Origin of the sequence: Rhodococcus sp. YH3-3 (assembly GCF_001653035.1) — a bacterium.
Lineage (GTDB): Bacteria > Actinomycetota > Actinomycetes > Mycobacteriales > Mycobacteriaceae > Rhodococcus_F > Rhodococcus_F qingshengii.
In genome coordinates, this window is record NZ_BCWH01000002.1 from 45,112 (window position 1) to 66,607 (window position 21,496).

Annotated in this window: 24 protein-coding genes; 15 read left to right on the forward strand and 9 right to left on the reverse strand. The window is 62.7% G+C overall.

Annotation, left to right across the window (positions count from 1 at the left end; genetic code table 11):
- Positions 1-77 precede the first annotated feature (77 nt).
- On the forward strand, positions 78-749 hold the full coding sequence (locus YH3_RS12860; RefSeq protein ID WP_030537444.1) for a DNA alkylation repair protein: 672 nt from the start codon (positions 78-80) through the stop codon (positions 747-749).
- A gap of 162 nt (positions 750-911) precedes the next feature.
- The gene (locus YH3_RS12865; protein WP_007735664.1) at positions 912-1,964 is read left to right on the forward strand and encodes an ABC transporter substrate-binding protein; all 1,053 of its coding nucleotides are present in this window, start codon (positions 912-914) and stop codon (positions 1,962-1,964) included.
- 8 nt (positions 1,965-1,972) lie between these two features.
- Here YH3_RS12865 and YH3_RS12870 read toward each other — a convergent pair whose 3' ends face one another.
- Positions 1,973-2,917 (reverse strand): GlxA family transcriptional regulator, encoded by a 945-nt coding sequence (locus tag YH3_RS12870; protein ID WP_064443537.1) that lies wholly within the window; start codon positions 2,915-2,917, stop codon positions 1,973-1,975.
- Between the two features lie 205 nt (positions 2,918-3,122).
- On the opposite strand from YH3_RS12870, the gene YH3_RS12875 reads away from it, so the two are divergent.
- The 4 genes from YH3_RS12875 to YH3_RS12890 all read left to right on the forward strand — a co-directional run bounded on the left by YH3_RS12875 (position 3,123) and on the right by YH3_RS12890 (position 6,098).
- Positions 3,123-3,797 (forward strand): DJ-1/PfpI family protein, encoded by a 675-nt coding sequence (locus YH3_RS12875; RefSeq protein ID WP_064443538.1) that lies wholly within the window; start codon positions 3,123-3,125, stop codon positions 3,795-3,797.
- A 34-nt stretch (positions 3,798-3,831) separates the two neighbouring features.
- Positions 3,832-4,302: a DUF2269 family protein gene (locus YH3_RS12880; RefSeq protein WP_003943264.1), complete on the forward strand. Its 471-nt coding sequence runs from the start codon at positions 3,832-3,834 to the stop codon at positions 4,300-4,302.
- An 82-nt stretch (positions 4,303-4,384) separates the two neighbouring features.
- Positions 4,385-5,050, forward strand: a complete 666-nt coding sequence (locus YH3_RS12885) for a HEAT repeat domain-containing protein (RefSeq protein WP_185744475.1) — start codon at positions 4,385-4,387, stop codon at positions 5,048-5,050.
- A 13-nt stretch (positions 5,051-5,063) separates the two neighbouring features.
- On the forward strand, positions 5,064-6,098 hold the full coding sequence (locus tag YH3_RS12890; protein WP_042922925.1) for a HEAT repeat domain-containing protein: 1,035 nt from the start codon (positions 5,064-5,066) through the stop codon (positions 6,096-6,098).
- Between the two features lie 44 nt (positions 6,099-6,142).
- On the opposite strand, the gene YH3_RS12895 is transcribed toward YH3_RS12890, so the two are convergent.
- A complete protein-coding gene (locus YH3_RS12895) occupies positions 6,143-6,514 on the reverse strand; it encodes an SdpI family protein (RefSeq protein ID WP_064443539.1) in 372 nt (123 codons plus the stop codon).
- Positions 6,515-6,889: 375 nt separating this feature from the next.
- Here YH3_RS12895 and YH3_RS12900 point away from each other — a divergent pair, with 375 nt between their 5' ends.
- Both YH3_RS12900 and YH3_RS12905 read left to right on the forward strand, forming a co-directional pair.
- Positions 6,890-7,366 carry a hypothetical protein gene (locus YH3_RS12900; protein WP_082920584.1) on the forward strand — a complete coding sequence of 159 codons (477 nt, stop codon included), beginning with the start codon at positions 6,890-6,892 and terminating at the stop codon, positions 7,364-7,366.
- Between the two features lie 133 nt (positions 7,367-7,499).
- The gene (locus YH3_RS12905) at positions 7,500-7,994 is read left to right on the forward strand and encodes a DinB family protein (protein WP_064443541.1); all 495 of its coding nucleotides are present in this window, start codon (positions 7,500-7,502) and stop codon (positions 7,992-7,994) included.
- 97 nt (positions 7,995-8,091) lie between these two features.
- On the opposite strand, the gene YH3_RS12910 is transcribed toward YH3_RS12905, so the two are convergent.
- The 5 genes from YH3_RS12910 to YH3_RS12930 form a co-directional block, all read right to left on the reverse strand.
- On the reverse strand, positions 8,092-8,544 hold the full coding sequence (locus tag YH3_RS12910; RefSeq protein ID WP_054826715.1) for a DUF6389 family protein: 453 nt from the start codon (positions 8,542-8,544) through the stop codon (positions 8,092-8,094).
- Positions 8,545-8,563: 19 nt separating this feature from the next.
- A complete protein-coding gene (locus YH3_RS12915; RefSeq protein ID WP_064444184.1) occupies positions 8,564-9,280 on the reverse strand; it encodes an NUDIX domain-containing protein in 717 nt (238 codons plus the stop codon).
- A gap of 159 nt (positions 9,281-9,439) precedes the next feature.
- Positions 9,440-10,468 carry a 4-hydroxy-2-oxovalerate aldolase gene (gene dmpG, locus YH3_RS12920; protein WP_007735683.1) on the reverse strand — a complete coding sequence of 343 codons (1,029 nt, stop codon included), beginning with the start codon at positions 10,466-10,468 and terminating at the stop codon, positions 9,440-9,442.
- Complete coding sequence (locus YH3_RS12925) at positions 10,465-11,409, reverse strand: acetaldehyde dehydrogenase (acetylating) (protein ID WP_003943168.1); 945 nt, start codon at positions 11,407-11,409, stop codon at positions 10,465-10,467. The genes dmpG and YH3_RS12925 overlap by 4 nt, the downstream gene beginning before the upstream one ends.
- Positions 11,406-12,233, reverse strand: a complete 828-nt coding sequence (locus tag YH3_RS12930; protein ID WP_007735684.1) for a 2-keto-4-pentenoate hydratase — start codon at positions 12,231-12,233, stop codon at positions 11,406-11,408. The genes YH3_RS12925 and YH3_RS12930 overlap by 4 nt, the downstream gene beginning before the upstream one ends.
- 69 nt (positions 12,234-12,302) lie before the next feature.
- On the opposite strand from YH3_RS12930, the gene YH3_RS12935 reads away from it, so the two are divergent.
- Positions 12,303-13,064 carry an IclR family transcriptional regulator gene (locus YH3_RS12935; RefSeq protein ID WP_003942865.1) on the forward strand — a complete coding sequence of 254 codons (762 nt, stop codon included), beginning with the start codon at positions 12,303-12,305 and terminating at the stop codon, positions 13,062-13,064.
- Here the strand turns inward: YH3_RS12935 and helR are convergent.
- Positions 13,026-15,248, reverse strand: a complete 2,223-nt coding sequence (gene helR, locus YH3_RS12940) for an RNA polymerase recycling motor ATPase HelR (RefSeq protein WP_082920585.1) — start codon at positions 15,246-15,248, stop codon at positions 13,026-13,028. The two genes, YH3_RS12935 and helR, sit on opposite strands and share 39 nt — an antisense overlap.
- Before the next feature lie 282 nt (positions 15,249-15,530).
- On the opposite strand from helR, the gene YH3_RS12945 reads away from it, so the two are divergent.
- The 4 genes from YH3_RS12945 (at position 15,531) to YH3_RS12960 (ending at position 19,203) form a co-directional block, all read left to right on the forward strand.
- Positions 15,531-15,995, forward strand: coding sequence for a hypothetical protein (locus YH3_RS12945; protein WP_225320190.1), 465 nt, complete (start codon positions 15,531-15,533; stop codon positions 15,993-15,995).
- A 303-nt stretch (positions 15,996-16,298) separates the two neighbouring features.
- Positions 16,299-16,535: a CsbD family protein gene (locus tag YH3_RS12950; RefSeq protein WP_064443542.1), complete on the forward strand. Its 237-nt coding sequence runs from the start codon at positions 16,299-16,301 to the stop codon at positions 16,533-16,535.
- A gap of 142 nt (positions 16,536-16,677) precedes the next feature.
- Positions 16,678-18,846: a catalase gene (locus YH3_RS12955; protein ID WP_003943216.1), complete on the forward strand. Its 2,169-nt coding sequence runs from the start codon at positions 16,678-16,680 to the stop codon at positions 18,844-18,846.
- Between the two features lie 87 nt (positions 18,847-18,933).
- The gene (locus tag YH3_RS12960; RefSeq protein ID WP_003943161.1) at positions 18,934-19,203 is read left to right on the forward strand and encodes a Rho termination factor N-terminal domain-containing protein; all 270 of its coding nucleotides are present in this window, start codon (positions 18,934-18,936) and stop codon (positions 19,201-19,203) included.
- 57 nt (positions 19,204-19,260) lie between these two features.
- Here the strand turns inward: YH3_RS12960 and YH3_RS12965 are convergent, their stop codons facing one another.
- Positions 19,261-19,566 carry a hypothetical protein gene (locus tag YH3_RS12965; RefSeq protein ID WP_007735689.1) on the reverse strand — a complete coding sequence of 102 codons (306 nt, stop codon included), beginning with the start codon at positions 19,564-19,566 and terminating at the stop codon, positions 19,261-19,263.
- Between the two features lie 160 nt (positions 19,567-19,726).
- Between YH3_RS12965 and YH3_RS12970 the strand changes: the two genes are divergently transcribed.
- Both YH3_RS12970 and YH3_RS12975 read left to right on the forward strand, forming a co-directional pair.
- Positions 19,727-20,875: a glutamate--cysteine ligase gene (locus YH3_RS12970; RefSeq protein ID WP_064443543.1), complete on the forward strand. Its 1,149-nt coding sequence runs from the start codon at positions 19,727-19,729 to the stop codon at positions 20,873-20,875.
- 77 nt (positions 20,876-20,952) lie between these two features.
- On the forward strand, positions 20,953-21,480 hold the full coding sequence (locus YH3_RS12975) for a CinA family protein (protein ID WP_054826758.1): 528 nt from the start codon (positions 20,953-20,955) through the stop codon (positions 21,478-21,480).
- Positions 21,481-21,496 lie beyond the last annotated feature (16 nt).

The following is a 21,496-nucleotide window of genomic DNA, read 5'->3' on the forward strand; positions in this document are numbered from 1 at the left end:
AGGTTTCAAACGTAGGTCGCCCGCCTTCCCGTGCTTTGCTTGTAGGGGAATCGCAGAAGTAGTGACTGGAGGACGAAGTGGCCGAAACGACGGTTGCCGCGGTGATGGACGAGTTGGCTGCTCTCGAGGATCCGAAGGCGCGTGCGGTGAACGAGAAGCACGGTGACGATCACGGTGTGAACCTCACAAAACTGCGCGCTGTTGCGAAGCGATTGAAGACTCAGCAGGAACTCGCACAACAGCTTTGGGCGACGGGCGATACCGCGGCGCGATTGTTGGCCCTTTTGATCTGCCGCCCGAAGGCGTTCGAGCGTGACGAGTTGGATGTCATGTTGCGAGAGGCCCGCACTCCGAAGGTGCAGGACTGGCTCGTCAATTACGTGGTGAAGAAAAACCCGCATGCCGAGGAGTTGCGGGTGGCCTGGACCGCTGACCCTGATCCTGTGGTCGCTAGCGCCGGGTGGGCTCTGACCACCGAACGTGTCGCGAAGAAGCCCGAGGGACTTGACCTTTCAGGGCTACTCGACGTCATCGAGGCGGAGATGAAGGATGCTCCTGACCGCCTGCAATGGGCGATGAATCACTGCCTGGCTCAGATCGGGATCGAACATGCCGAGTACCGCGCCCGGGCAATCGAGATCGGTGAGCGACTGCGGGTGCTCGAGGATTACCCGACTCCACCGAACTGCACCTCGCCGTTTGCGCCCATCTGGATCGCGGAGATGGTGCGACGACAGAGGGCAAAGTAGAGCGCACGACAACTGAGGATAGGGTTACCTTCGTGCTACGTTAGGCGCCGTCACCCGCTCGGGGTGTCTGAGCAGGTCGATCGACCGGGAGGTCCTGGCGTGGCGAGAATTTTGGGACGAGGGCTGTCAGAGCGACGAAGTGGTGGCAGCCGTGTCCGCCGGATGGTAGCCGTCGTGGCGGCGTGCGGGCTGGCGGCCGGAATGGCGGCCTGCAGCAGCAACGGCGACAAAGACAGCACCGACGACAAAGACAGCACCCGGACTTCATCCGCAGTCGACGCCGCGTTCCCGGTGACGATCACGTCGGCCCTCGGCACGGCCGAGATCAAGGAGGAGCCCAGGCGGGTCGCAACCTGGGGATGGTCCAATCAGGACGCCCTCCTGGCGCTCGGTGTCGTCCCGGTCGCGATGCCCACTTTCTCCGGACCTCAGTACGGGGCCGACGCGCAGGGCATTCTGAAGTGGGACGCCGAGGCACTCGACAAGCTCGGTGGCGAGCAGCCGATCTTGTTGTCGGGTGACGGAACGGGCGAAGCACCTGTCGAGCAGTTCGCCAAGGCTGAACCAGATCTCATCTTCGCCCCGTACTCCGGGCTCACTCAGCAGGAATTCGACGCACTGTCGAAGATCGCGCCGGTGGTTTCCTTCCAGGACGAGCCGTGGACCGCGTCGTGGCAGGACCAGGTGACCATCGCTGGTCAGGCGCTGGGTAAACAGGCCGAGGCCGGCACGCTCATCGACAAGACCAACGCCGCGATCAGCGCGACGGCTGCGAAGAACCCTGCGTTGCAAGGTAAGACCGTCACCATCGGACTCCCGAACAGTCCGAGCACCTTCGCGGTGAGTAAGAACGCCGACGTGCGTGTCGAGTTCCTCGAGCAGCTGGGTCTGAAGAACGAGCCGACGATCCAGCAGGCCGATCCCGCCAAGGATCCCGAGGCCGTGTACTTCGAGCTGAGCACCGAGCAGGCGCCGCTGATTGCGTCTGACGTGCTGTTCGTGGTGGCCTACGACAAGGACTCTCTGAACGCGTTCCTCGCCGAGCCACTGGTGGCAGCTCAGCCGGTGATCGTCGATGGGCGTACGGCATCCACCAAGGACTTCAGCGTCGACAAGAACTTCGCGTTCGGCGGACTGACGGTCCTGACCATCCCGTACATCCTCGACGACGTCGCCACAGTTCTGAACACCGCTGCCGGCAACGTCAAGGGCTGACCGGCCCGCTAGCGGGAAGTTCGAAACTGTGTCCGGTACCGCTGTGGGCTGGTGCCGACCAGGTCTCGGAAGCGTTCGCGGAACGTGGTGACGGCATTGAATCCGACTTGTCCCGCAACACGTTCGATCGAGTGGTCGGTAGTCTCGAGCAGAAATTGCGCTTGGCGGAGCCGCGCGTGATGGAGCCACTGCAACGGCGTCGTACCGATTTGTTCCTGGAATCGGCGGTTGAGCGTGCGAGTGCTCATCGTTGCCTTGGCCGCGATTGTCGTGATGTCGAGTTGCTCCCCGAGGTTCTCTTCCATCCAGTTCAGTAGCGGCCTGAGGGTTGTCCCGCTGGGTACGGGAGGCTCGTGAACGATGAATTGTGCTTGCCCTCCGGCACGTTCGAGCGGCATCACACTCAGCCGCGCCGTGTCGGCGGCGACCGCGGACCCGTAGTCCTGACGGACCATGTACAGACACAGGTCGAGTGCGGCCGCGGCGCCGGCGGAAGTCAGGACGTGCCCGTTGTCTACGTAGAGAACGGCGGCATCGACGTCGATGGCCGGGTGCCGACGCGCCAACTCCGACGCAGCCGCCCAGTGCGTCGTCGCGCGAAGTCCGTCGAGCAGGCCTGTGTCGGCGAGGGTGAATGCGCCGACGCACAGTGATGCGATGCGTGTGCCGCGATCTGCGGCTGATCTGAGGGCGTCGATGATCTCGGCGTCGACCGGCACGTCGAGATCGGCGGTACCGGGGACGATGATCGTGCTGGCCTGGGCGAGACGTGACAGTCCGTGCGGTACTCGCATCGTGAACGTTCCGGTCTCCACCTCCTCGGTGAGCGCGCACACGGCGGTCCGGTACGCCGGTGCGCCTGAGGGAAGCCTGCATCGTCCGAAGACTTCGAGGGGTGCTGCCAGGTCCATCGGCACCACTCCGGGCAACGCGAGAACTGCAACGTCATGCATGTCTGAAACGTAGCGTATGTGGCGCGAGATTCTGCGATCTCGTGTCGTGAAATATCCTCTCAACTGGTATTTCGCAGAATATGTGAGGTTGGCTGAAAGCCGTCGAAGGTTGGCTTTCAGCCGTCGCCGCAGGGGTCAACTTCCTCCTACTGTCGTAGGAACAGCGAAGCGCACAGGAGCGCGTCGCACAAAATCGGAGGTTGCAGTGCACGCGCAGATCGTGTTGTTCGACGGATTCGATCCCATGGATGTCGTGGGTCCGTACGAGGTGCTCTACGCCGGGGGTCTCGCCAGCGGTGGGGCGTTGAGTGTCGAACTCGTCAGCGCGGAGGGGACTCGGACCGTCCTGAGTGGAAGTGGTGAACTCGCTATGACCGCCACTGCAACCCTCGATGTCGAACACGCGGATCTGATCATCGTTCCCGGAGCATCGGGTCTCTTCGAACCCGATGCGGACCAGCCGGGCACCAGTTTGCCGGAAAGACTCGCGGCCACAACGGAAACCGAACTGCCTGTCATGATGCGGCGTGCACTCGACGATCCTGGTGTTCTTGTTGCGACCGTCTGTGGAGGATCTTTGGCGCTGGCGATGGCGGGGCTTCTCGAAGGGCGCCGCGCCGTGACGCACCATCTTGCCGTGGACGCACTGGCGGCCGGCGGCGTTATTCCGATCCAGGCGCGAATCGTCGACGACGGTGACCTGATCACCGCCGGCGGTGTGACATCCGGTCTCGACCTTGGCCTGTACCTGTTGGAACGATGCCTCGGGCCCCGGATAAGTCTCGAGGTCGAAGCGCTCTTCGACTACGAGCGTCGTGGAACGGTGTGGTCGGCCAAGGGCGCCGAGCCTGTAATCACCTTCGCCCCGGACGCTGCGTGAATACGCTTGTGCGTACCGAAACGCGAGAAATCCCATGACCGGAATCCTGCTGTCCCTCCACGTGATTGCGGCCATTCTTGCCATCGGCCCCGTCGCTGTGGCGGCGAGTATGTTCCCGGTGGCGAGCCGCGCCGCGCTCGCCGATCCGGACAGCGCCAGTGTTGCGACGACGGGCATGCTGCATCGCATCGTTCGGGTGTATGCCACGATCGGCGTTGTCGTTCCGATGCTCGGTGTCGCCACCGCCGTCAATCTCGGAGTGCTCGGTGACCTGTGGATCCTCACCTCGATCGCACTCACCGTCGTTGCCGCCGTGATACTCACCGCGGTCGTGCTTCCCGCCCAACGGCTGACAATGGCGGCGATCGAAGGAACCGGGTCCGTTGTGGATGTCGCAACGCGGCTCACCCGTCGACTGGGCACAGCGACGGGGATCTTCAATCTGCTCTGGGTCGTTGTCGTCGTGCTGATGATCTTTCGGCCAGGATCGACAACCGGCGTGTGATCCGAGGCGATATTTCCCGTGTCGGAGACAGCGACGCTTGACCTTGACACAGTGACAAGGACTCCAATGGTCGACGAAGGAGGTGGTTGTCGTGAACACAACCAACCATGGTGGGCAGAATGCTCACCTCGTCGACGCATTGGCCGCGGCTGATCCCTCGGTTCGGCTGCGCGCCGCGCTCGCTGTCGGCACGCGCCCGGACCCTGAGCTGACGGATGCCCTGATCGATCGGTGCGCCGTCGAGCCGGACTTCTTCGTCCGCGACATGCTGACCTGGGCATTGTGCCGCTTGCCGGCCGAAATTACGGTGCCGAGGCTGATCCGTGAGCTCGGGTCCGATGGTTCGCAAGCCCGCAGTCAGGCGCTCCACACCTTGTCCAAGATCGGCGATCCGATCGCGTGGCCCGAGGTCTCTGCGCTGGTGCACGACCAGGACGACGAGGTCGCGCGCAGTGCGTGGCGCGCCGCAGTGGCACTCGTGCCGGCAGGAGTCGAGGGTGCACTCGCAGCGGATCTGGCGACCGAACTCGGGCGGGGCGAACTGCAGATGCAGCTCAGTCTGAGCCGTGCTCTGACCGGGCTCGGCGAGGCTGTACTCCCGGTGCTCGACGCGGCCGGAATGAGCCCGAATCCGCGTGCCCGGGCGCATGCTGATGCTACAAAGCAACTCTGGCACGACCCCGACGGTGGGTTCGCACTCTCACACGAGTTGGCGAAGCGCGTCGCGGCAATCGGCCCGGACGCGTAGGAAGGGGAGACGGATGTTGATCGGCGAGGTCTCGCGGCGTTGTGGTGTCAGCACACGGATGCTGCGTCACTACGACACCTTGGGACTGGTGAAGCCGACGGGCCGCACGTCCGGCGGTTACCGGGAGTACTCCGCCGACGACATCCGTCGACTCTTCCACGTCGAGAGCTTGAGGACGTTGGGGCTCTCGTTGAACGAGGCCAAGCGTGCACTGGACGAACCCGACTTCGCGCCGGCCGATTTGGTGGGTGAACTCATGCAACACACTCGGCAACGGATCGCGGCGGAGGAGGAATTGCTGACCAAACTCGAAAGGGTCGATGCCAGCGCCCCTTCGGAGTGGGACGACGTCCTACGCATGGTCTCACTGTTGCGTGCACTCGAATCCGAGTTCGCTGCCCATCGTCAGCAAGCGATCCTGTCGCAGGAGCTGAATGCGGCGTTGCCCGTCGACGCACTCGTCGAGGCCATCCTGTCGGAGAAGGATGCCAACGTGGCCGGAGCGTTGCAGTGGGCGTTGGCGAGGACCGAAGGTGCGGGCCTTGCAGGTCTCACGAAGGGGCTCGAATCGGAGGACGTCGAGGTTCGACGCCGCGCGACGTCGGCCATCTCCGGGATCCACACCGAGGAAGCAACTCGGGCGCTGAAGCGAGCTCTCGATGATTCGGACGCGATAGTCCGCGCTGATGCCGCTCTCACCCTCGGATCTCGCGGAGAGGCCGTCTCGATGCCCGCTCTCCTCGAGATGGTCGCCGACGGGCGACGCGACGTCGAGGCCGGAGAGGTGCTCGGTCTTCTCGCGGAGCACTCACCGACAAGCGGTGAGGTCGTCGATGCCGTGCAGGCAGGGCTCGACGGCACTGACGACGCCCCGACGAGGTTGCGAATCACGCAGGCACTCGCTGAGATTCCCGGCGCGGCGGCCCGGGAAGCGCTCGCCCGGCTGACACGCGACGACGACAAGACGGTCGCGTCCACGGCAGCCGCGATCCTCGAGATGCGGGACCGTGGACCACGCCGGCGCGAACGACCGCGTATCGGGAACTGAAATCGGAGAACTAGGGCACCTCTGACAAATGCGGGCCCGGGTGGTCAGCGCCGTAACGATTTTGCCGCGGCGTTGCCCTTCAACGCTGCACAGAGCAGGACAAGGAGCACCGCTAGAAACACGACTGTTGAGGCGACAGCCGACACCACAGATCCGAAACCTGTCACGACACCGATGGCGACCTGCATGCACAGTCCCACTACGGCTGTCCACACCGTCCGGCGTAGAAGGGGCCACGCAATCCGATGGGCCAATTGCCACGCCTCGGGGCTCGAGATCGTCGCCTTCGTGCGTATGCCGACAACGGGATTCGGTTCATCACCGACGAGTCGCGGCATGAGCCCAGCAACGAACGCGAGGATAAGCGTCGACGACGTCAGTGAGACCGTCAGACCCAGTAAGTCAGGCGATTCCATCCGTCCAGCCCCCAATCGGCAGATGTTGACGCAGCGGACATTCCAGTCTGGGGTGCCGCTGGGACACATCCGACTGTATGCGAACGAATGTATGTACTGCTGATCGGGTGACGCACTTTCAGGCTTTGTCGGATGAGCAGTGGACTCGATCTCGGACTAGTTTTCAGTCAAGCCCTAGTGTGGATTGCCTAGGCAGAAAAGGTTTCCCGCCGGATCTGCCAACACGTGCCGGATGATCCGCCCGAATCAAGTCGAGGTGAACCGTATTCCTTTGGCTGCGAGCCTGATCGATCTCAGGCAAAGCCTCGAAGCTGCTGCGCACCCGCTGCGCGGTGATCAACGGATATGGTTTCTCACGTGGTGGATCAACGGCGAATGAGTTTGCGACGCAGGTACCTGAGCCTCGGTCTTGGCGAACTGGCGGCCGCGGCCGTATTTGCCGCTGTGGCTGTCGGCGTCGTGATGCCTCGGCTCGAAGGTCCGAAAGACTCCGCTGCGTTGTGGTCGGCGCTGGCCCCACTGCTCGTGGTTCTCGTACAAGCAGGTGTCTACTGGCTGCTTGCCCGAGGCTGGGTCGAGCAGGCACCGATGCCGGCCCGCCTCGCAGCGCTCTACCGCGTGTTTCGGGTCCTCGATGTTCTCTTGTTGGCGATAGCTCTTCTCGGCGTTGTCATCTGGCTACCAGATCACTCCGGCGCGGCCGTGGGCGTGGTGGCGGTGTGGGCTTTCGGCGTCGCCGAGTACGCCAACTACTTCGTGGCTCGTCTCGCCTACCCGCTGCAGCGGTGGCCTTTCGAGGTCGGCAAGTTGCGGAGGCCCCAACTTGTGCACGACCTGCATTCGGCGCGGTGATACCGGCGATGAAGCCTGCCTTTGCCGCAACGGCAAAATTTGATGCGGGATCGGAGTGAATTCGTAAGGATCGGTTCTGCCCACCCAGGAATGAAGCCTCTATGTCGTTCTTCACCGAGTAAGGAGAACCACCATGGCAGCGTCGCGTCGCAGCCGCCGTGATGCCCCACCACCCCGGTCCGGAAATAGCGAGGTCGATACGCTACGCGCGTTTCTCGACTACTTGCGTGATTCGATCGCTGCCAAGGTCGAGGGTGCTCCGGAACCTCAGGTGCGCACCACAATTGTTCCGTCTGGGACAACCTTGCTCGGGCTGGTCACTCACTTGACCTTTGTCGAACGATCGATGTTTCTCGCAGAAAACGTGACGGATTGGAAAGCGACGTTTCAGCCGTCATCGGAAGACAGCGTGGACGGTGTCGTCAGTCGCTATCGCGAGACGGTCGAGCGTGCCAACGCAGTTCTCGACGGATGCACAGATCTTGCCGCGCCCATCCCGCGACCGGGGGCGAAACGACCCGCTCCCAGTGTCCGCTGGGCGCTCGTGCACATGATCGAAGAGACCGGACGCCATGCCGGGCACGCTGACATCCTCCGCGAACTGATCGACGGTGCGACCGGCCGGTGACATCGCAACAATAGTTAGAATCCGTCGGTGCAAGTGGCGGATCCTGGACGACAACCGTGGCGGTGAGGTCTTCCATCTCGCCCACAGCTTCCGCGATTCATCGAGGCAGATGTCCACGACCGCCCACTGGTACAGCGTCGACAGTTCCGTCGGGAGTCGTTACTTCCCAAGCTAGTCCGGTGGCGGCCGAGGGAATGAGCCCGTCGATCCATTTGGCCACGACACCGACGACAACTTTCTCGAGTTCCATACGTGACCACTTTCGCGGTCGATGCGGAACCGGCGGTTCCCAGCCTTCCTCGCCCCAGATCACGCCGAATAGCTCTCTCTCGTCACCGATTTGCTGATTCAGGCTGAATGCGTCAGGACCCTCGAATCGTGCCCATACGCCGAATGTTCCCTCGCCGTCCTGATCGACCGAGACATCGATGACGATCCCTTCGGTGCGCGGGGTTGCCGCGTGGTGAATCGCAGCCAGTCGATCGCTCACTACCGCCGACACGGTATCGAGGACAGACCTCAGCGCGTCGCTGTACTCAGCAGGTTCCATCGGCACAGGATATAGAAATTCAGGCAATCGACTTCGAAGTCAGTGCCCTCGACATGGCCGCCCATTGAAGAAGAATAACCGTCTTACCGTCGACGATTTCTCCGCCGGAGATCATGTCGTGTGCCGTGTCGAACGGCAACTCCAGGACTTCGATGTCCTCGCCTTCGTCTGGCACCCCGCCACCACTGCCGGTTCTGTCCGCCGGGCTGTATCGGCCGGCGAAGAAATGCACTCTCTCGGTGACGGATCCGGGGCTCATGTACAGATCGAACAGATGCTGCACCTCACCGATCGCGACGCCGAGCTCTTCGCTCGTCTCTCGCCGAATGGCTACTTCCGGCGTGTCGGCATCGAGCAAACCGGCTGCGGTCTCGATCAGCATTCCGTCGGGGTGTGCGTTGACGTAAGCGGGAAAGCGGAATTGCTTCGTCAACAGGACGGTGCGCCGTTCGGGGTCGTACAGCAAGATCGTCGCGCCGTTCCCACGGTCGTAGGTTTCTCGTTGCTGTGTCTCGAGAGTGCCGTCCCTTCGCCGATACGTGAAGGTGCTGCGACGCAACACATGCCAACCGTCTGAGGTGACCTCGACTCGTTCGACCTCGACGTTCGGATTACCGTGCAGCCCGAGACCTGTTCGGTCGAGGCCGGTGCGACCCCGGCTGTCCGGAACGTCGACGCCGGCACAACCCGCCGTTGCAGTCGGGTGTATCAGCTTGTCGCTGTCAGATTCGGTCATGTCATCCACCGTAGCGAAGATCGGCACCTCGCCGTTATTGGGCAACAACAGCTTCAGCGTTGAGCGGCGTCGCGGTGGAAACTCTCAGTCCAACTGAGAAGTCCCGCCCCCGTCCGGAGACGGGAGCGGGACTCGGGTGTCAGCGAACTCGGCAGCGCGTCAGACTGCTTCCTTTGTCGCCTGCGCTGCGAGGGTGAGCGCGATGTCGACGATCATGTCCTCCTGACCACCCACCAGACGGCGGCGTCCAGCTTCGAGCAGCAGTGTGCGAACGTCGATTCCGTAGCGCTCCGACGCAGCTTCGGCGTGGCGCAGGAAGCTCGAGTACACGCCGGCGTAGCCGAGAGTGAGGGTTTCGCGATCGACGCGGACCGGCCGGTCCTGCAGCGGTCGGACGATGTCGTCGGCGGCATCCTGCAGGGCGAACAGGTCGCAGCCGTGCTCCCACTCTTCGATGTTGGCGACGGCGATGAAGGCCTCGAGGGGGCAGTTGCCGGCACCGGCGCCGTGACCGGCAAGCGAAGCATCGACGCGGGTGACGCCGTTCTGCACTGCAACAACGGAATTGGCAACCGAGAGCGAGAGATTCTCATGGGCGTGGATACCGATTTCGGTGCCCTCGTCGAGGATGTCGCGGTATGCACGAACACGATCCGCGACGTCGTTCATCACCAGACGTCCACCCGAGTCGGTGACGTAGACGCAGTGCGCGCCATACGATTCCATCAACTTGGCCTGCTTGGCCAGTTCCTCGGCAGGCGCCATGTGGCTCATCATCAGGAAGCCCGAGACGTCCATGCCGATCTCGCGGGCGGTTTCGATGTGCTGCGCGGAGACGTCGGCCTCGGTGCAGTGCGTGGCAACGCGAACCGAGCGAACACCGAGGTCGTAGGCATGCTTGAGTTCACTGATCGTGCCGACACCCGGAAGTAGCAGCGTGGTGAGACGAGCGTGCTCGAGTACCTCGGCCGCTGCTTCGATCCATTCCCAGTCGGTGTTCGAGCCGGGGCCGTAGTTGAGCGAGCCGCCGGCGAGGCCGTCACCGTGTGCTACTTCGATCGCGTCGACGCCGGCAGCGTCGAGAGCTGTGACGATCCGCTTGACGTCGGCGGGCGAAATGCGGTGGCGGACAGCGTGCATGCCGTCACGAAGGGTGACGTCCTGGACGAAGATCTTGCGGTTGCTCACTTGGTTGCTTCCTTCTGCTGGGCGATGCGCTCCGCGATCTGCATTCCGGCGGACGTCATGATGTCGAGATTGCCGGCGTACGCAGGCAGGTAGTGTGCCGCGCCCTCGACCTCGAGGAACACCGACACCTGGTGGGTGGGGCGATTGCCGTCGACGAGCAACGTCTCGACGGGCTGGTCGGCCGGGATCTCGGTGATCTGGACTTCCTGCTTGAGCCGGTAGCCGGGGACATACGCGGACACGTCGCCGACCATCTTCTCGATCGACTGACGGATCTCGTCGTGAACAGCCGGGTCCGGTGCGTCGACGAGGCAGAAGACCGTGTCGCGCATGATGAGCGGCGGCTCAGCGGGGTTGAGGATGATGATGGCCTTGCCGCGACGAGCGCCGCCGACTGCCACGATCGCCTCGGACGTGGTCTCGGTGAACTCGTCGATGTTGGCGCGCGTTCCGGGACCGGCCGACTTGGAGGCGATGGACGCGACGATCTCCGCATACGCCACCGGGACGACCCGAGAAACAGCGGCAACCATCGGGATGGTGGCCTGGCCGCCACACGTCACCATGTTGACGTTGGGTGCGTCCAAGTGCTCGTCCGCGTTGACGGCCGGTACGACGTACGGTCCGATCGCGGCAGGCGTCAGGTCGATCATGCGCTTGCCGAGGGGAGCCAGCCGCGCGTTGTTGGCCACGTGAGCCTTTGCCGAGGTGGCGTCGAAGACGATCTCGATCTCGTCGAAGTTCGGCAGACCGACAAGGCCTTCGACGCCTTCTGCCGTGATCGGCACGTTCAGACGCGCGGCGCGAGCGAGGCCGTCGGACGCGGGGTCGATACCGACCATCGCGCCCATCTCCAGGTAGTCGGAGTTACGCAGCACCTTGATCATCAGATCCGTGCCGATGTTGCCCGATCCGATGATCGCGACCTTGACCTTGCTCATGCGTTGTCCTCTTCGCTGGAGAAACTGGTGGTGACGGAACCGAGCCCGGAGACGGTCACGGTGACTACGTTGCCTGCGGTGACCGGTGCCATGGGGCCGAGAGCGCCGGACAGGATCACCTGCCCTGCGGTCAGCGGCTGCCCCAACTCACGTGCAGTGCGGGCGAGCCAGACGACGGCTTCGATCGGATCGCCCAGGCAGGCGGTTCCGACGCCGGTGGACACCTCGGTGCCGTCGACGGACATCGACATGACGACGCCGGCGGGTTCCACCTCGTCGAGGGTGCGTCGTTCGGTTCCCAGGACGTACACGCCCGAGGACGCATTGTCGGCGACGGTGTCACCGAACTTGATGTCCCACGACTCGATGCGGCTGTCGCAGATCTCGATCGCGGCGACGGCGTAGTCGATCGCACCGCGCACCTGCGCACTGTCCAGCGGTCCGTCCACGAGGTCGGCACCGAGCACGAAGGCAACTTCCGCTTCGACCTTGGGCTGGATCAAACGGCTCATGGGGATGGCGCCGCCGGCGGGGAACTCCATGTCGGCGTACAGCACGCCGAGGTCGGGCTGGTCGACACCGAGCTGCTGCTGGACTGCCACCGAGGTCAGGCCGATCTTGCGGCCTACGACCACGGCCCCTGCCTGCCGACGGATTTCGTCGACGCGGCGCTGGACGGCGTAGGCGGCGACGAGGTCGTCGGCGCCGATCAGATCGCGCACGGGCGCGCAGGGAGTGCCGCTCGCGATGGCGGCTGCGAGGCGGTCCGCAGCAGCTGCGATGTCGGTCTCGCTAGCTGTACTGGTATTCGTGGGCTGGCTCATGGCCACTACTTTCGCCGCGGCACCGAGATTGCGCCAGGGAACTGTCTCACTCAGCGATACGCTGGGGAGGTGACTGGCAGCGCAAACCTCGACACCGTGCTCGGCAAGGCGGTGACGATCCTGCGCGCCTTCCGGGCCGACGACCACGTGTTGCCTCTGGCCACCCTGGTCCAGCGGACGGGCCTGCACAAGGCGACGGTGCACCGCCTGGCCAACGAACTGGTCGCGAACCGGCTACTCGACCGTATCGACGGTGGCTACCGGCTCAGCGGCGGCCTCTTCGAACTCGGCATGCTCGCCTCTCTCGAACGTAGCCTCCTGGAGATGGCGATGCCGTTCCTCCAGGACCTGTACGAGCGGACCCACGAGACAGTCCACCTGGGGGTCCGTGACGGCCACGACGTCGTATACGTCGCGAAGATCGGCGGACACCGGCAAGCCAACTCGCCGTCCCGGACCGGTGGCCGGATACCGCTGTATTGCACCGCAATCGGCAAGGCGCTCCTGGCATTCTCCGACAACGAGTTTCGCCGCGAGGTGCTGTCGGAGCCGATGACGCGCCGAACCCCGCACACAATTGTTGCGCCCGGCATTCTCAACACCCAACTGAACCGAGTGGTCGAGACCGGTATTGCGTTCGAGCGCGAGGAATCAGCGCCGGGTCTCGCATGCGTTGCGGCGCCGGTATTCGGAACCAATGACAAACCCGTCGCGGCCATCAGTGTCACCGGTCCCACCAGTCGCTTCGTCCCCGAGAGCCAGGTGTCCTACGTGCGCGCTGCTGCCGAAGGCCTACACAGCACGATCGCTCGCCGCGAACGATTGCGGTGATCTGGCCGTCCCGACCCGGACGAGCCCGGTCAATGCGTGCGGCAATGGCCTCTCGTGTAGGACGCCGAGACGTTGGGTCGCGCGGGTGAGGGCGACATAGAGTTCAGACGCACCGCGTGGGCCGTCGGCGATGATTCGCTCCGGTTCCACGACGAGCACGGCATCGAACTCGAGGCCCTTCGTTTCCGAAACCGGCACAGCGCCGGGCACGTCCTCAGGTCCGATGACGACGCTCGTACCCTCGCGTCCGGCCTCGTCCTGATTGAATTCGTCGATGGCGGAGGCTAGTTCGTCGGCGGAGATTCGCTTGGACCACGGTTGGACCCCGCAGGCGCGGACGGACTCGGGCGGCTGGACGTCTGGCGCGAACTCGGCGAGCAAGGCGGCGGCGACGCTCATGATCTCGGCGGGGGTGCGATAGTTCACCGACAGGGATCGGTAGATCCAGCGGCCGGGGACGTACGGCTCCATCATCGTCGCCCACGAGCGAGCACCTGCGGGTGAACGTCGTTGCGCGAGATCACCTACCACCGTGAAAGACCGGTCCGGGCAGCGGCGCATCAGGACTCGCCAGTCCATCTCGGACAGCTCTTGTGCCTCGTCGACCACGATATGCCTGTACGTCCAGTCTCGGTCAGCAGCAGCGCGTTCGGCGAGCTCCCGGGTATCGCGTTCGACGAAACGATCCGCCAGGTCCTCGGCGTACAGCATGTCCTGGGCGAGGAGATGATCCTCGTCGTCCATCAAGTCTTCGCGACTGATCATCATGTCCAGCACGCCCGCTGCATACGCAGCCTCGTCGCGGCGTTCACGTTCGGCACTCTGGTCGACGGGCTTGTCCCGGCCGAGCATGTCCACCAATTCGTCGAGAAGCGGAACGTCGGACACCGTCCAGGCATCGCCCTCTCGGCGCAACAGTGTCTCGTCTGCGCCTGCCTTGCGTAGGCGTTCCGGCGAAGTAAACAGCTGTGTCAGTAGCTCTTTCGGTGTCAGGATCGGCCAGAGTGCGTCGAGTGCGGCGGCGAACGCGTCATTCTCCGCCAACTCTGCGGTCAGATCTGCGCGCACTTGTTCCCAGGCTTCACGGTCACTGCGTGTCAACCATCCCTTGCCGATCCGCGCTATCGCCCGCTCGGTCAGTGCCCAGGTGACGATTTCGGTGAACACAGTGCGAGCGTCGTTGTGGGGGAGTCCGCTCGAACGAGCTTCTTCTCGGGCCCACTCCGCCGTTTCGGCGTCGATTCGCACTGTGACGTCCGCCAATTCGATCAACAACGGGTTCTCGGGCAATCGCTGATGATCGGCAATCGCTGCGCCGAGAACGTCCAGGATCTTCAGCGAGCCTTTGAGCCCAGCGGCCTCAGGAGCGTCCTCGGCGGTGACGCGTAAACCCGGAACGAGATCACCGGTGGTCATGAACACCACGTCGGACTCGCCCAGCGAGGGCAGTACGCGGCCGATGTGGTTCAGGAACGCCGGGTTCGGCCCGACCACGAGAACGCCGTGACGTTCCATTCGCTCTCGCTGCGTGTAGAGCAGGTAGGCGACGCGGTGCAAGGCGACGACGGTTTTCCCGGTACCGGGGCCACCTTCGATCACCAGAACCCCGGGGTGTTCGAGTCGGACGATGTCGTCCTGCTCGGCCTGGATCGTGGCCACGATGTCGCGCATGCCCTCACCTCGCGGTGCGTTAACCGCAGCGAGCAAGGCGGAATCGCTGTGGGTGTCGTGTTCTGCGCCGTCAGGGCGCCCGAGTACCTCGTCGGTGAATTCGACCACGTGTCGACTGCGTGTGTGGAACTGACGGCGTCGACGCATGTTCTCCGGGTTTGCAGCGGTGGCAACGTAGAACGGGCGAGATGCCGGCGCCCGCCAATCGAGCAGCACCGGTTCGTAGTCGTTGTCCGCATCGAGAAGGCCGATTCGGCCGATGTACGAAGTCTCACCCGACAGCGAGTCCAACCGGCCGAAGCACAGGCCGTTGTCGGCTACGTCCAGCCTCTTCACCTCTTTGGCGAGCGCGCGCACCTCGGCGTCGCGTTCCATGAGTGCTTCGCCGTTTCCGCGCAGAGCGGTGTTGTACCTGCCCTTGACTCGGGCGCGCTCCGCATCGAGGCGAGCGTAGAGCCCCTCCACATAGTTCCGCTCGGACCGCAGTTCTTCTTCGTATCCCTGGGTTGGCACGTGCCCTCACTTCCGCTGGCTGTTCCGATCCCGTAGTGGGTCGTGCGGGATCGGAAGAGCCATTTTGCGGCACTACCCGGGCCTTGCCGCAAGGCCCCCGGTGCGATATACATTGGTAGTGGAAGGGAGTGTCGATCCTCCCCCGGCTTTTTCCCACAGATCCTCTCGCGACCCCCCCAGCTTGATGCACGGCTCCCAGCCTGGTCGATGTTTGGACCCCGAGTGTCACGGGTACAAATCCAGTGACCGGTGTTCCAAAATCGGTTCCCCTCATGAACTTACGTGGATCGAGGGATTGTGAAGGCGATACTGGCAACGGCCGCGAGCATCCTTCTGGTGGTTGCCCTGGCCGTCGCCGTCTTGCTTCTCCTTTCCGGATCACCGCGCGAAGGTACTTCGCACGAGCTCGCCGATACGGTTCACACGATCGGTGGGAAGCCGACAACCTGCACCGAGTTGTTCGGTGAAACATGCAGCTTTGCTTTGCAGTCGGACTACAACCAGTGGGGACAAAACCTCGAGGGTTTTGTCAATGCCGGGACCCTCGGACCTTTCGCCCGCAGTATCGGCTTCGTGGCGGAGGCGAAACTGAGCTTGCAGGCATGCGAGGTCAGCGCAACCGCCGGGCGGACGATTCTAGATTTCTACACTCTCGCCGAGATCGACCACCCCACGGCCACCACCACCGACCTCTTCCCCTTCTGGAACGAGTCCCGCCAATTCCTGTGCCCGGTAAACAGTTTCTGAGAATGCTGTTTGCTATTTGAGATGTTCGAGACGCGTCGCTCGCTCGGAGCCAGGTTGGGCGCAAGCGCGCGAATCGTGGACAGCGTTCCGCCCACGGGGGGGATCGGTCTGTAACTGGCTCATGAGCACTGAATAACACACGAGAGTGAACGGCACTCCCCTCGGTGGCCGCTTCTTGTACGCGTTGCGGAGTGTCGGTGCACGGATGTTTATGCGAATTTCGACGGGGTAGGGCCTTCTGTGGGGGATTCCTACCTGTGTGGGATTCCTGAGCAACAATCCGAAACGTATTGGAGGGTCAACGTGCCAGATGACAAGAGCGGTCCCGGCGAGGGAATCAAAGGCGTCGTAGAGGACGTCAAGGGTAAGGCCAAGGAAGCCGTGGGTGCGGTTTCCGGAAACGACAGTTTGACCCGAGAGGGCCGCGCCCAGCAGGACAAGGCCGAAAGCCAGCGAGAAGTCGCGAAGAAAGAGGCAGAAGCCGAGAAGGCTCGCGCAGAAGCGGCCGCGGACGAAGCGCGACAGAAGTCCGAGCAATAGCCCTGACGCACTCGTCACCCTCGGCCTGGGATTGATCCCAGCCGGGGGTGAGTCGTGGCTCCGCGTTCAGTTTGAAATCTCTACTTACATAAGGCGTAACAAGATTCTTGCGCCCAGCATGACGATCAAGAGGAGCTGTTCGATGCCTTCATCTCAGTCCGTCCCAGGTGCACCGGCCCCGAAAGCGCCGGACCTGAAAGAGCCGGTCAAGCCTCGACAGCCGTTGCCGCCCAAGGATGACCAGCGGCAGCCGGAGGTGCGTACCGTCGCGGGTGCCGAGGAGAAGGTGAAGGGAAATGGTCGCGGCCAGCGGGGGGAGTACCTCACCACCGCAACCGGTACACGTCTCTACGAGACCGACCACTCACTCACTGCCGGCGAGCGTGGCCCGACTCTTCTTCAAGACCACCACCTGCGTGAGAAGATCACACACTTCGATCACGAGCGAATTCCGGAGCGCGTCGTCCACGCCCGCGGGGCGGCCGCACACGGAACGTTCCTGGCGAATGGCGCGGCCGAAAACATCTGTAAAGCATCGGTGTTCGCTTCCGGTGCTCGAACCCCGGTGTTCGTGCGGTTCTCGACGGTGCTGGGTTCACGAGGTTCGGCGGACACCGTACGCGACACACGCGGTTTCGCCACCAAGTTCTACACCGACGAAGGTGTCTTCGACCTGGTGGGCAACAACATCCCGGTGTTCTTCATCCAGGACGGCATCAAATTCCCGGACATCATCCATGCCGCGAAGCCCCACCCGGACCGCGAGATCCCGCAGGCGCAGAGCGCGCACGACACATTCTGGGATTTCGTGTCGCTGCACACCGAGGCCACGGCGCACACATTGTGGAACATGTCCGATCGCGGCATCCCGCGCTCCTATCGCATGATGGAGGGCTTCGGTATTCACACGTTCAGGCTCGTGAATGCCGACGGCGAGACGAATCTGGTGAAATTCCACTGGAAGCCGGCCGCCGGAGTGCATTCACTCGTGTGGGAGGAAGCGCAGATCGCCGGCGGTGTGGATCCGGATTTCCATCGACGCGATCTTGCCGACGCCATCGAGGCGGGTGCGTATCCGTCCTGGGATCTGGGCGTGCAGGTGTTCCCTGATACCGAAGACGAAATGTTCGAAGGCATAGATCTATTGGATCCCACCAAGATCGTGCCCGAAGAACTCGCGCCGGTTCAGGTCATCGGAACGATGACACTCGACGCCAATCCGACGAACTTCTTCGCCGAGACCGAGCAGGTTGCATTCCATCCGGGCCACTTGGTTCCGGGTGTCGACATCACCAACGATCGTCTCCTGCAGGCACGTTTGTTCTCGTACCTCGACACCCAGATCACGCGACTCGGTGGCCCCAATTTCGATCAGATCCCGATCAACCGTCCTCACGCGCCTGTCAACGACATGCTTCGCGACGGCTTTCATCAGGACGGTGTACATACCGGAGTTGCGCCGTACCATCCCAATTCGTTGGACGGTGGGTGCCCGTTCTTGGCCTCGGCGGAGAGCGCGGCCTATATCGAGGTGCCCGAAGAAGTTTCAGGGCGAAAGGTGAGGCAGGCGCCGGCATCGTTCGACGATCACTTCTCGCAAGCTCGACTCTTCTATCGCAGTCTCTCCCCTGTCGAACAGGAGCACGTCGCGCAGGCGTATACCTTCGAATTGGGTAAGTGCTACGAGGAGAACATCAAGACCCGGAATCTGGGCATCTTGGCAAATATCGACGCGGGTCTCGTGTCGATCGTCGCAGGGGGGCTTGGCCTTCCGGTTCCCGAACCGACCGAGCCGTTGAGTGATCCGGAGCTCAGCCCTGCACTGTCCCAGGTTGGTGCGGAATGGCCGGTAGACGGAAGGATCATCGCACTACTGGTCGATGAGAACTCCGATCTCGAAACGGTTGTCGCCGTTCGAGACAAGATCTTCGACGCCGGCATGGTGCCGCTGATCCTCGGCCCGCACGGCGGAACCATCGGGGACGGTGACGACGCGGTGACGGTGCAGCGAACCTACCTCACAGCTCGTTCGATCGAATTCGATGCAATCCTGCTGAGCGGCGACGTTTCTCGGATCGGCGAGGGCAAGTTGGATCCACGGGTGGAGACTCTGCTGAACGAAATGTATCGTCACAGCAAGGCGATTGGTGGTTGGGGAGAGAGCATGAGTGCGCTGGCTGCGGCCGGTATCGACGAGTCTGCATTGGGAGTCGTCGTCGATGCAGACGCGGAAGGAGCGCTCGCCTCGCTGGCTCAGCTTCTGAAGACGCACCGCGTGTGGGGGCGTTTCGAGGTGCCGCCTACATCCTGAGTGCCGACGTACGTTCGAACCTGCGGTGTGGCCGAATTGCCAGTTCGGCCACACCGTCGGAGTGAAGACGAGTGAAGGGACGAAACAGTGGCTCGCAAGGACTCACAACCTCAACTCAAGGATCAAGAACTCTACGAAGAGCTACGCGAGAAGGGCGATTCCAAGGAGAAGGCGGCCCGAATCTCCAATGCGGCCGCCAATCGAGGGCGGTCGAATGTCGCCAAGTCCGGCGGACAATCCTCGCCGTACGAGGAGTGGACAGTCGACGAGCTGAAGAAACGTGCCAAGGAACTCGATCTGCACGGCTATTCGAAGCTGAACAAGGGTGAGCTGATCGAGCAACTCCGCACTCACTGAGCTGTGTTCTGCTCGAGTCGTATTCTGCTTGTGCAGAATACGACTCGAGCGGTCGGTTCAGTGCCCTTCTTGATCGAAGAGTTCCTGACCTTCCAGTCGTTTGACCCGTCGGTGTTCCATCAAGATGGCCAGTGTTCCGACGATGAAGGACACCACGCACACGACGCCGGCAATGACTGCCCAACCACGAAATCCGTAACCTGCTGCCACCAAGGTCAATCCGAGTGTTGCCAGACCCAGCCCGATCAGCAGGTATCCGGGATAGTTGCGACCGTCGCTGATTGCCTCCCCTACGTGCGATCGATTTGTGTGTTCGTCATCTACCGGTGAACTTTCGCTCGCGTTTGTCACGGCACACTCCATCCTGAGCTCATGAAGACTTGCGATTCTTCGCTCGTCGTCGGTTCACAGGGCAACTACCCGATCGGCCACTGGATGAAACGGTTGGAGTAGTGCCGAAAGGGGTAGAAGGTCGTACGCTCGAAGTATCGGATGTGGATGAAAACCGGTGCGAGGAAGCCCTATGAACGCGAAGCCGACTCCCGACATATTCTCGGTAGGTACACCGACTCTCGGTGTCGAAGAGGAGTTCTTGCTCTGCGATCCGCAGACTGGACATCCCACTCTGCGCAACTCCGAGGTTGCTGCCGCCGGGCGGGAACTCGGTATCTCGCTGCAACTCGAACTGACGCGCTGTCAGGTGGAGACGTCCACGTCTATCGGAAACCATATTCGTGATCTTCGTGATCAACTCTGTGAGTCGCGTGCCGTCACCGCCGACGCCGCTGCCCGTGTGGGTTGTCAACTCATCGCAGTCGGGACGCCGTTCTACGATCCGCCGGTAGACGAGATCACTCAAACGTCGCGATACCAGCGAATGGCCGGTCAATTCAGAGCGATCACCGAAGGTGTGATGTGTGGTTGCCACATTCATGTCGGTGTGGAAGATCGAGAACGATCGGTCCAGATCATCAACCATCTGCGCCCTTGGTTACCGACCTTGTTGGCACTGACGGCGAACTCTCCGATCAGCGCCGGTCGCGATACCGGTTATGCGAGTTGGCGTTACGTTCTGTTCGGCCGATGGCCCAGTTCGGGTCCGCCGCCCTACTTCGAGTCCGTGGCGCACTACGAAGATGCTGTTGCAGCAATGCTGGAGACAGGGGTCATTCTCGATCCACACATGGTCTATTGGGATGTGCGCATGTCGGATCACCTTCCCACCGTGGAGATTCGGATCAGCGACGTGCCCGCCACCGTGGAGGAGACGATGACTCTGGCCACACTGGTGCAGGCACTCGTCGGTACCGCATCCGCCGCGATCACGAAAGGTGAAGCAGCGCCTGCTGTCGATCACGAGCTACTCCGCGCGGCTTGCTGGCGGGCGGCGCGTGACGGACTCGACGGGAGGTCGCTGGACGTGGAATCCGTGCGCTTGCTGACTGCACACCAGTCGGTTCGGCAATTGGTGGATCACGTCGAACCTGCGTTGACTGCATTCGGAGAATTCGAGCAGGTCACGGCCTCCTTGGACAAGGTGTTCAGCAACGGAAACGGGGCGATCGTGCAGCGCCGTCAACTCACGCGTCGGTCACGTGTAGCTGATGTGATTGACGAGTGCGCTCGACGCACTTTCGAAGGGTGCAGTTCGCAAGGGGGCAGTGAGCTGTAAGGCACGGTTGGAATGGGCATTCAAGAACTTTCAATGTCTTGTCGAAGTCACCGATCGGACTGCAGGAGGAGGAACATATGAATGGCGATCCACGACCCGAGCTTCCGTCGGACAAGGATCTCGACGATATGTGCAGGCAATTGGCTGCGGCAGTAGAGGAACACGGTCTGTCGGTGGCGACGGCGGAATCGTTGACTGCCGGGAACATCGCCGCACATCTGGGAAAGGCGCCGGACGCCGGATCGTGGTTTTGTGGTGGGATCGTCGCGTACACCCGCGAGGTGAAACATTCCGTACTTCATGTTCCGCACGGGCCAGTGGTCTGCGAAGAGGCTGCCCGGGTCATGGCGCACAGCACCGCCACACTGATGGGTGCGTCGCTGGCGCTGGCCGTCACCGGTGAAGCCGGACCTGATACCCAGGAGAACGTTCGACCCGGAACTGTGTGGTTCGGAATCGTCGACCATGGGACCGCCGAAACGGAGAAGCAGGTTTTCTCGGGCGACCCCGAAGCTGTCCTCGGTGCAACTGTCGAGCACGCGATCCAACTACTTCTGCGTCACGCCTCCGGTCGCCTCACACCGAGTTCGAGAGTTGTGAACTAGTCGAGTTTTCAACTCT

Coding starts and splice junctions, on each gene's coding strand:
- YH3_RS12880 (WP_003943264.1), top strand. CDS start 3,832: ATGACCGGAATCCTGCTGTCCCTCCACGTGATTGCGGCCATTCTTGCC.
- YH3_RS12970 (WP_064443543.1), top strand. CDS start 19,727: ATGAACGCGAAGCCGACTCCCGACATATTCTCGGTAGGTACACCGACT.
- YH3_RS12965 (WP_007735689.1), bottom strand. CDS start 19,566: ATGGAGTGTGCCGTGACAAACGCGAGCGAAAGTTCACCGGTAGATGAC.
- YH3_RS12910 (WP_054826715.1), bottom strand. CDS start 8,544: ATGGAACCTGCTGAGTACAGCGACGCGCTGAGGTCTGTCCTCGATACC.
- YH3_RS12930 (WP_007735684.1), bottom strand. CDS start 12,233: ATGAGCCAGCCCACGAATACCAGTACAGCTAGCGAGACCGACATCGCA.
- YH3_RS12925 (WP_003943168.1), bottom strand. CDS start 11,409: ATGAGCAAGGTCAAGGTCGCGATCATCGGATCGGGCAACATCGGCACG.
- YH3_RS12890 (WP_042922925.1), top strand. CDS start 5,064: ATGTTGATCGGCGAGGTCTCGCGGCGTTGTGGTGTCAGCACACGGATG.
- YH3_RS12905 (WP_064443541.1), top strand. CDS start 7,500: ATGGCAGCGTCGCGTCGCAGCCGCCGTGATGCCCCACCACCCCGGTCC.
- YH3_RS12955 (WP_003943216.1), top strand. CDS start 16,678: ATGCCTTCATCTCAGTCCGTCCCAGGTGCACCGGCCCCGAAAGCGCCG.
- YH3_RS12915 (WP_064444184.1), bottom strand. CDS start 9,280: ATGACCGAATCTGACAGCGACAAGCTGATACACCCGACTGCAACGGCG.
- YH3_RS12865 (WP_007735664.1), top strand. CDS start 912: ATGGTAGCCGTCGTGGCGGCGTGCGGGCTGGCGGCCGGAATGGCGGCC.
- YH3_RS12900 (WP_082920584.1), top strand. CDS start 6,890: ATGAGTTTGCGACGCAGGTACCTGAGCCTCGGTCTTGGCGAACTGGCG.
- YH3_RS12975 (WP_054826758.1), top strand. CDS start 20,953: ATGAATGGCGATCCACGACCCGAGCTTCCGTCGGACAAGGATCTCGAC.
- YH3_RS12870 (WP_064443537.1), bottom strand. CDS start 2,917: ATGCATGACGTTGCAGTTCTCGCGTTGCCCGGAGTGGTGCCGATGGAC.
- YH3_RS12895 (WP_064443539.1), bottom strand. CDS start 6,514: ATGGAATCGCCTGACTTACTGGGTCTGACGGTCTCACTGACGTCGTCG.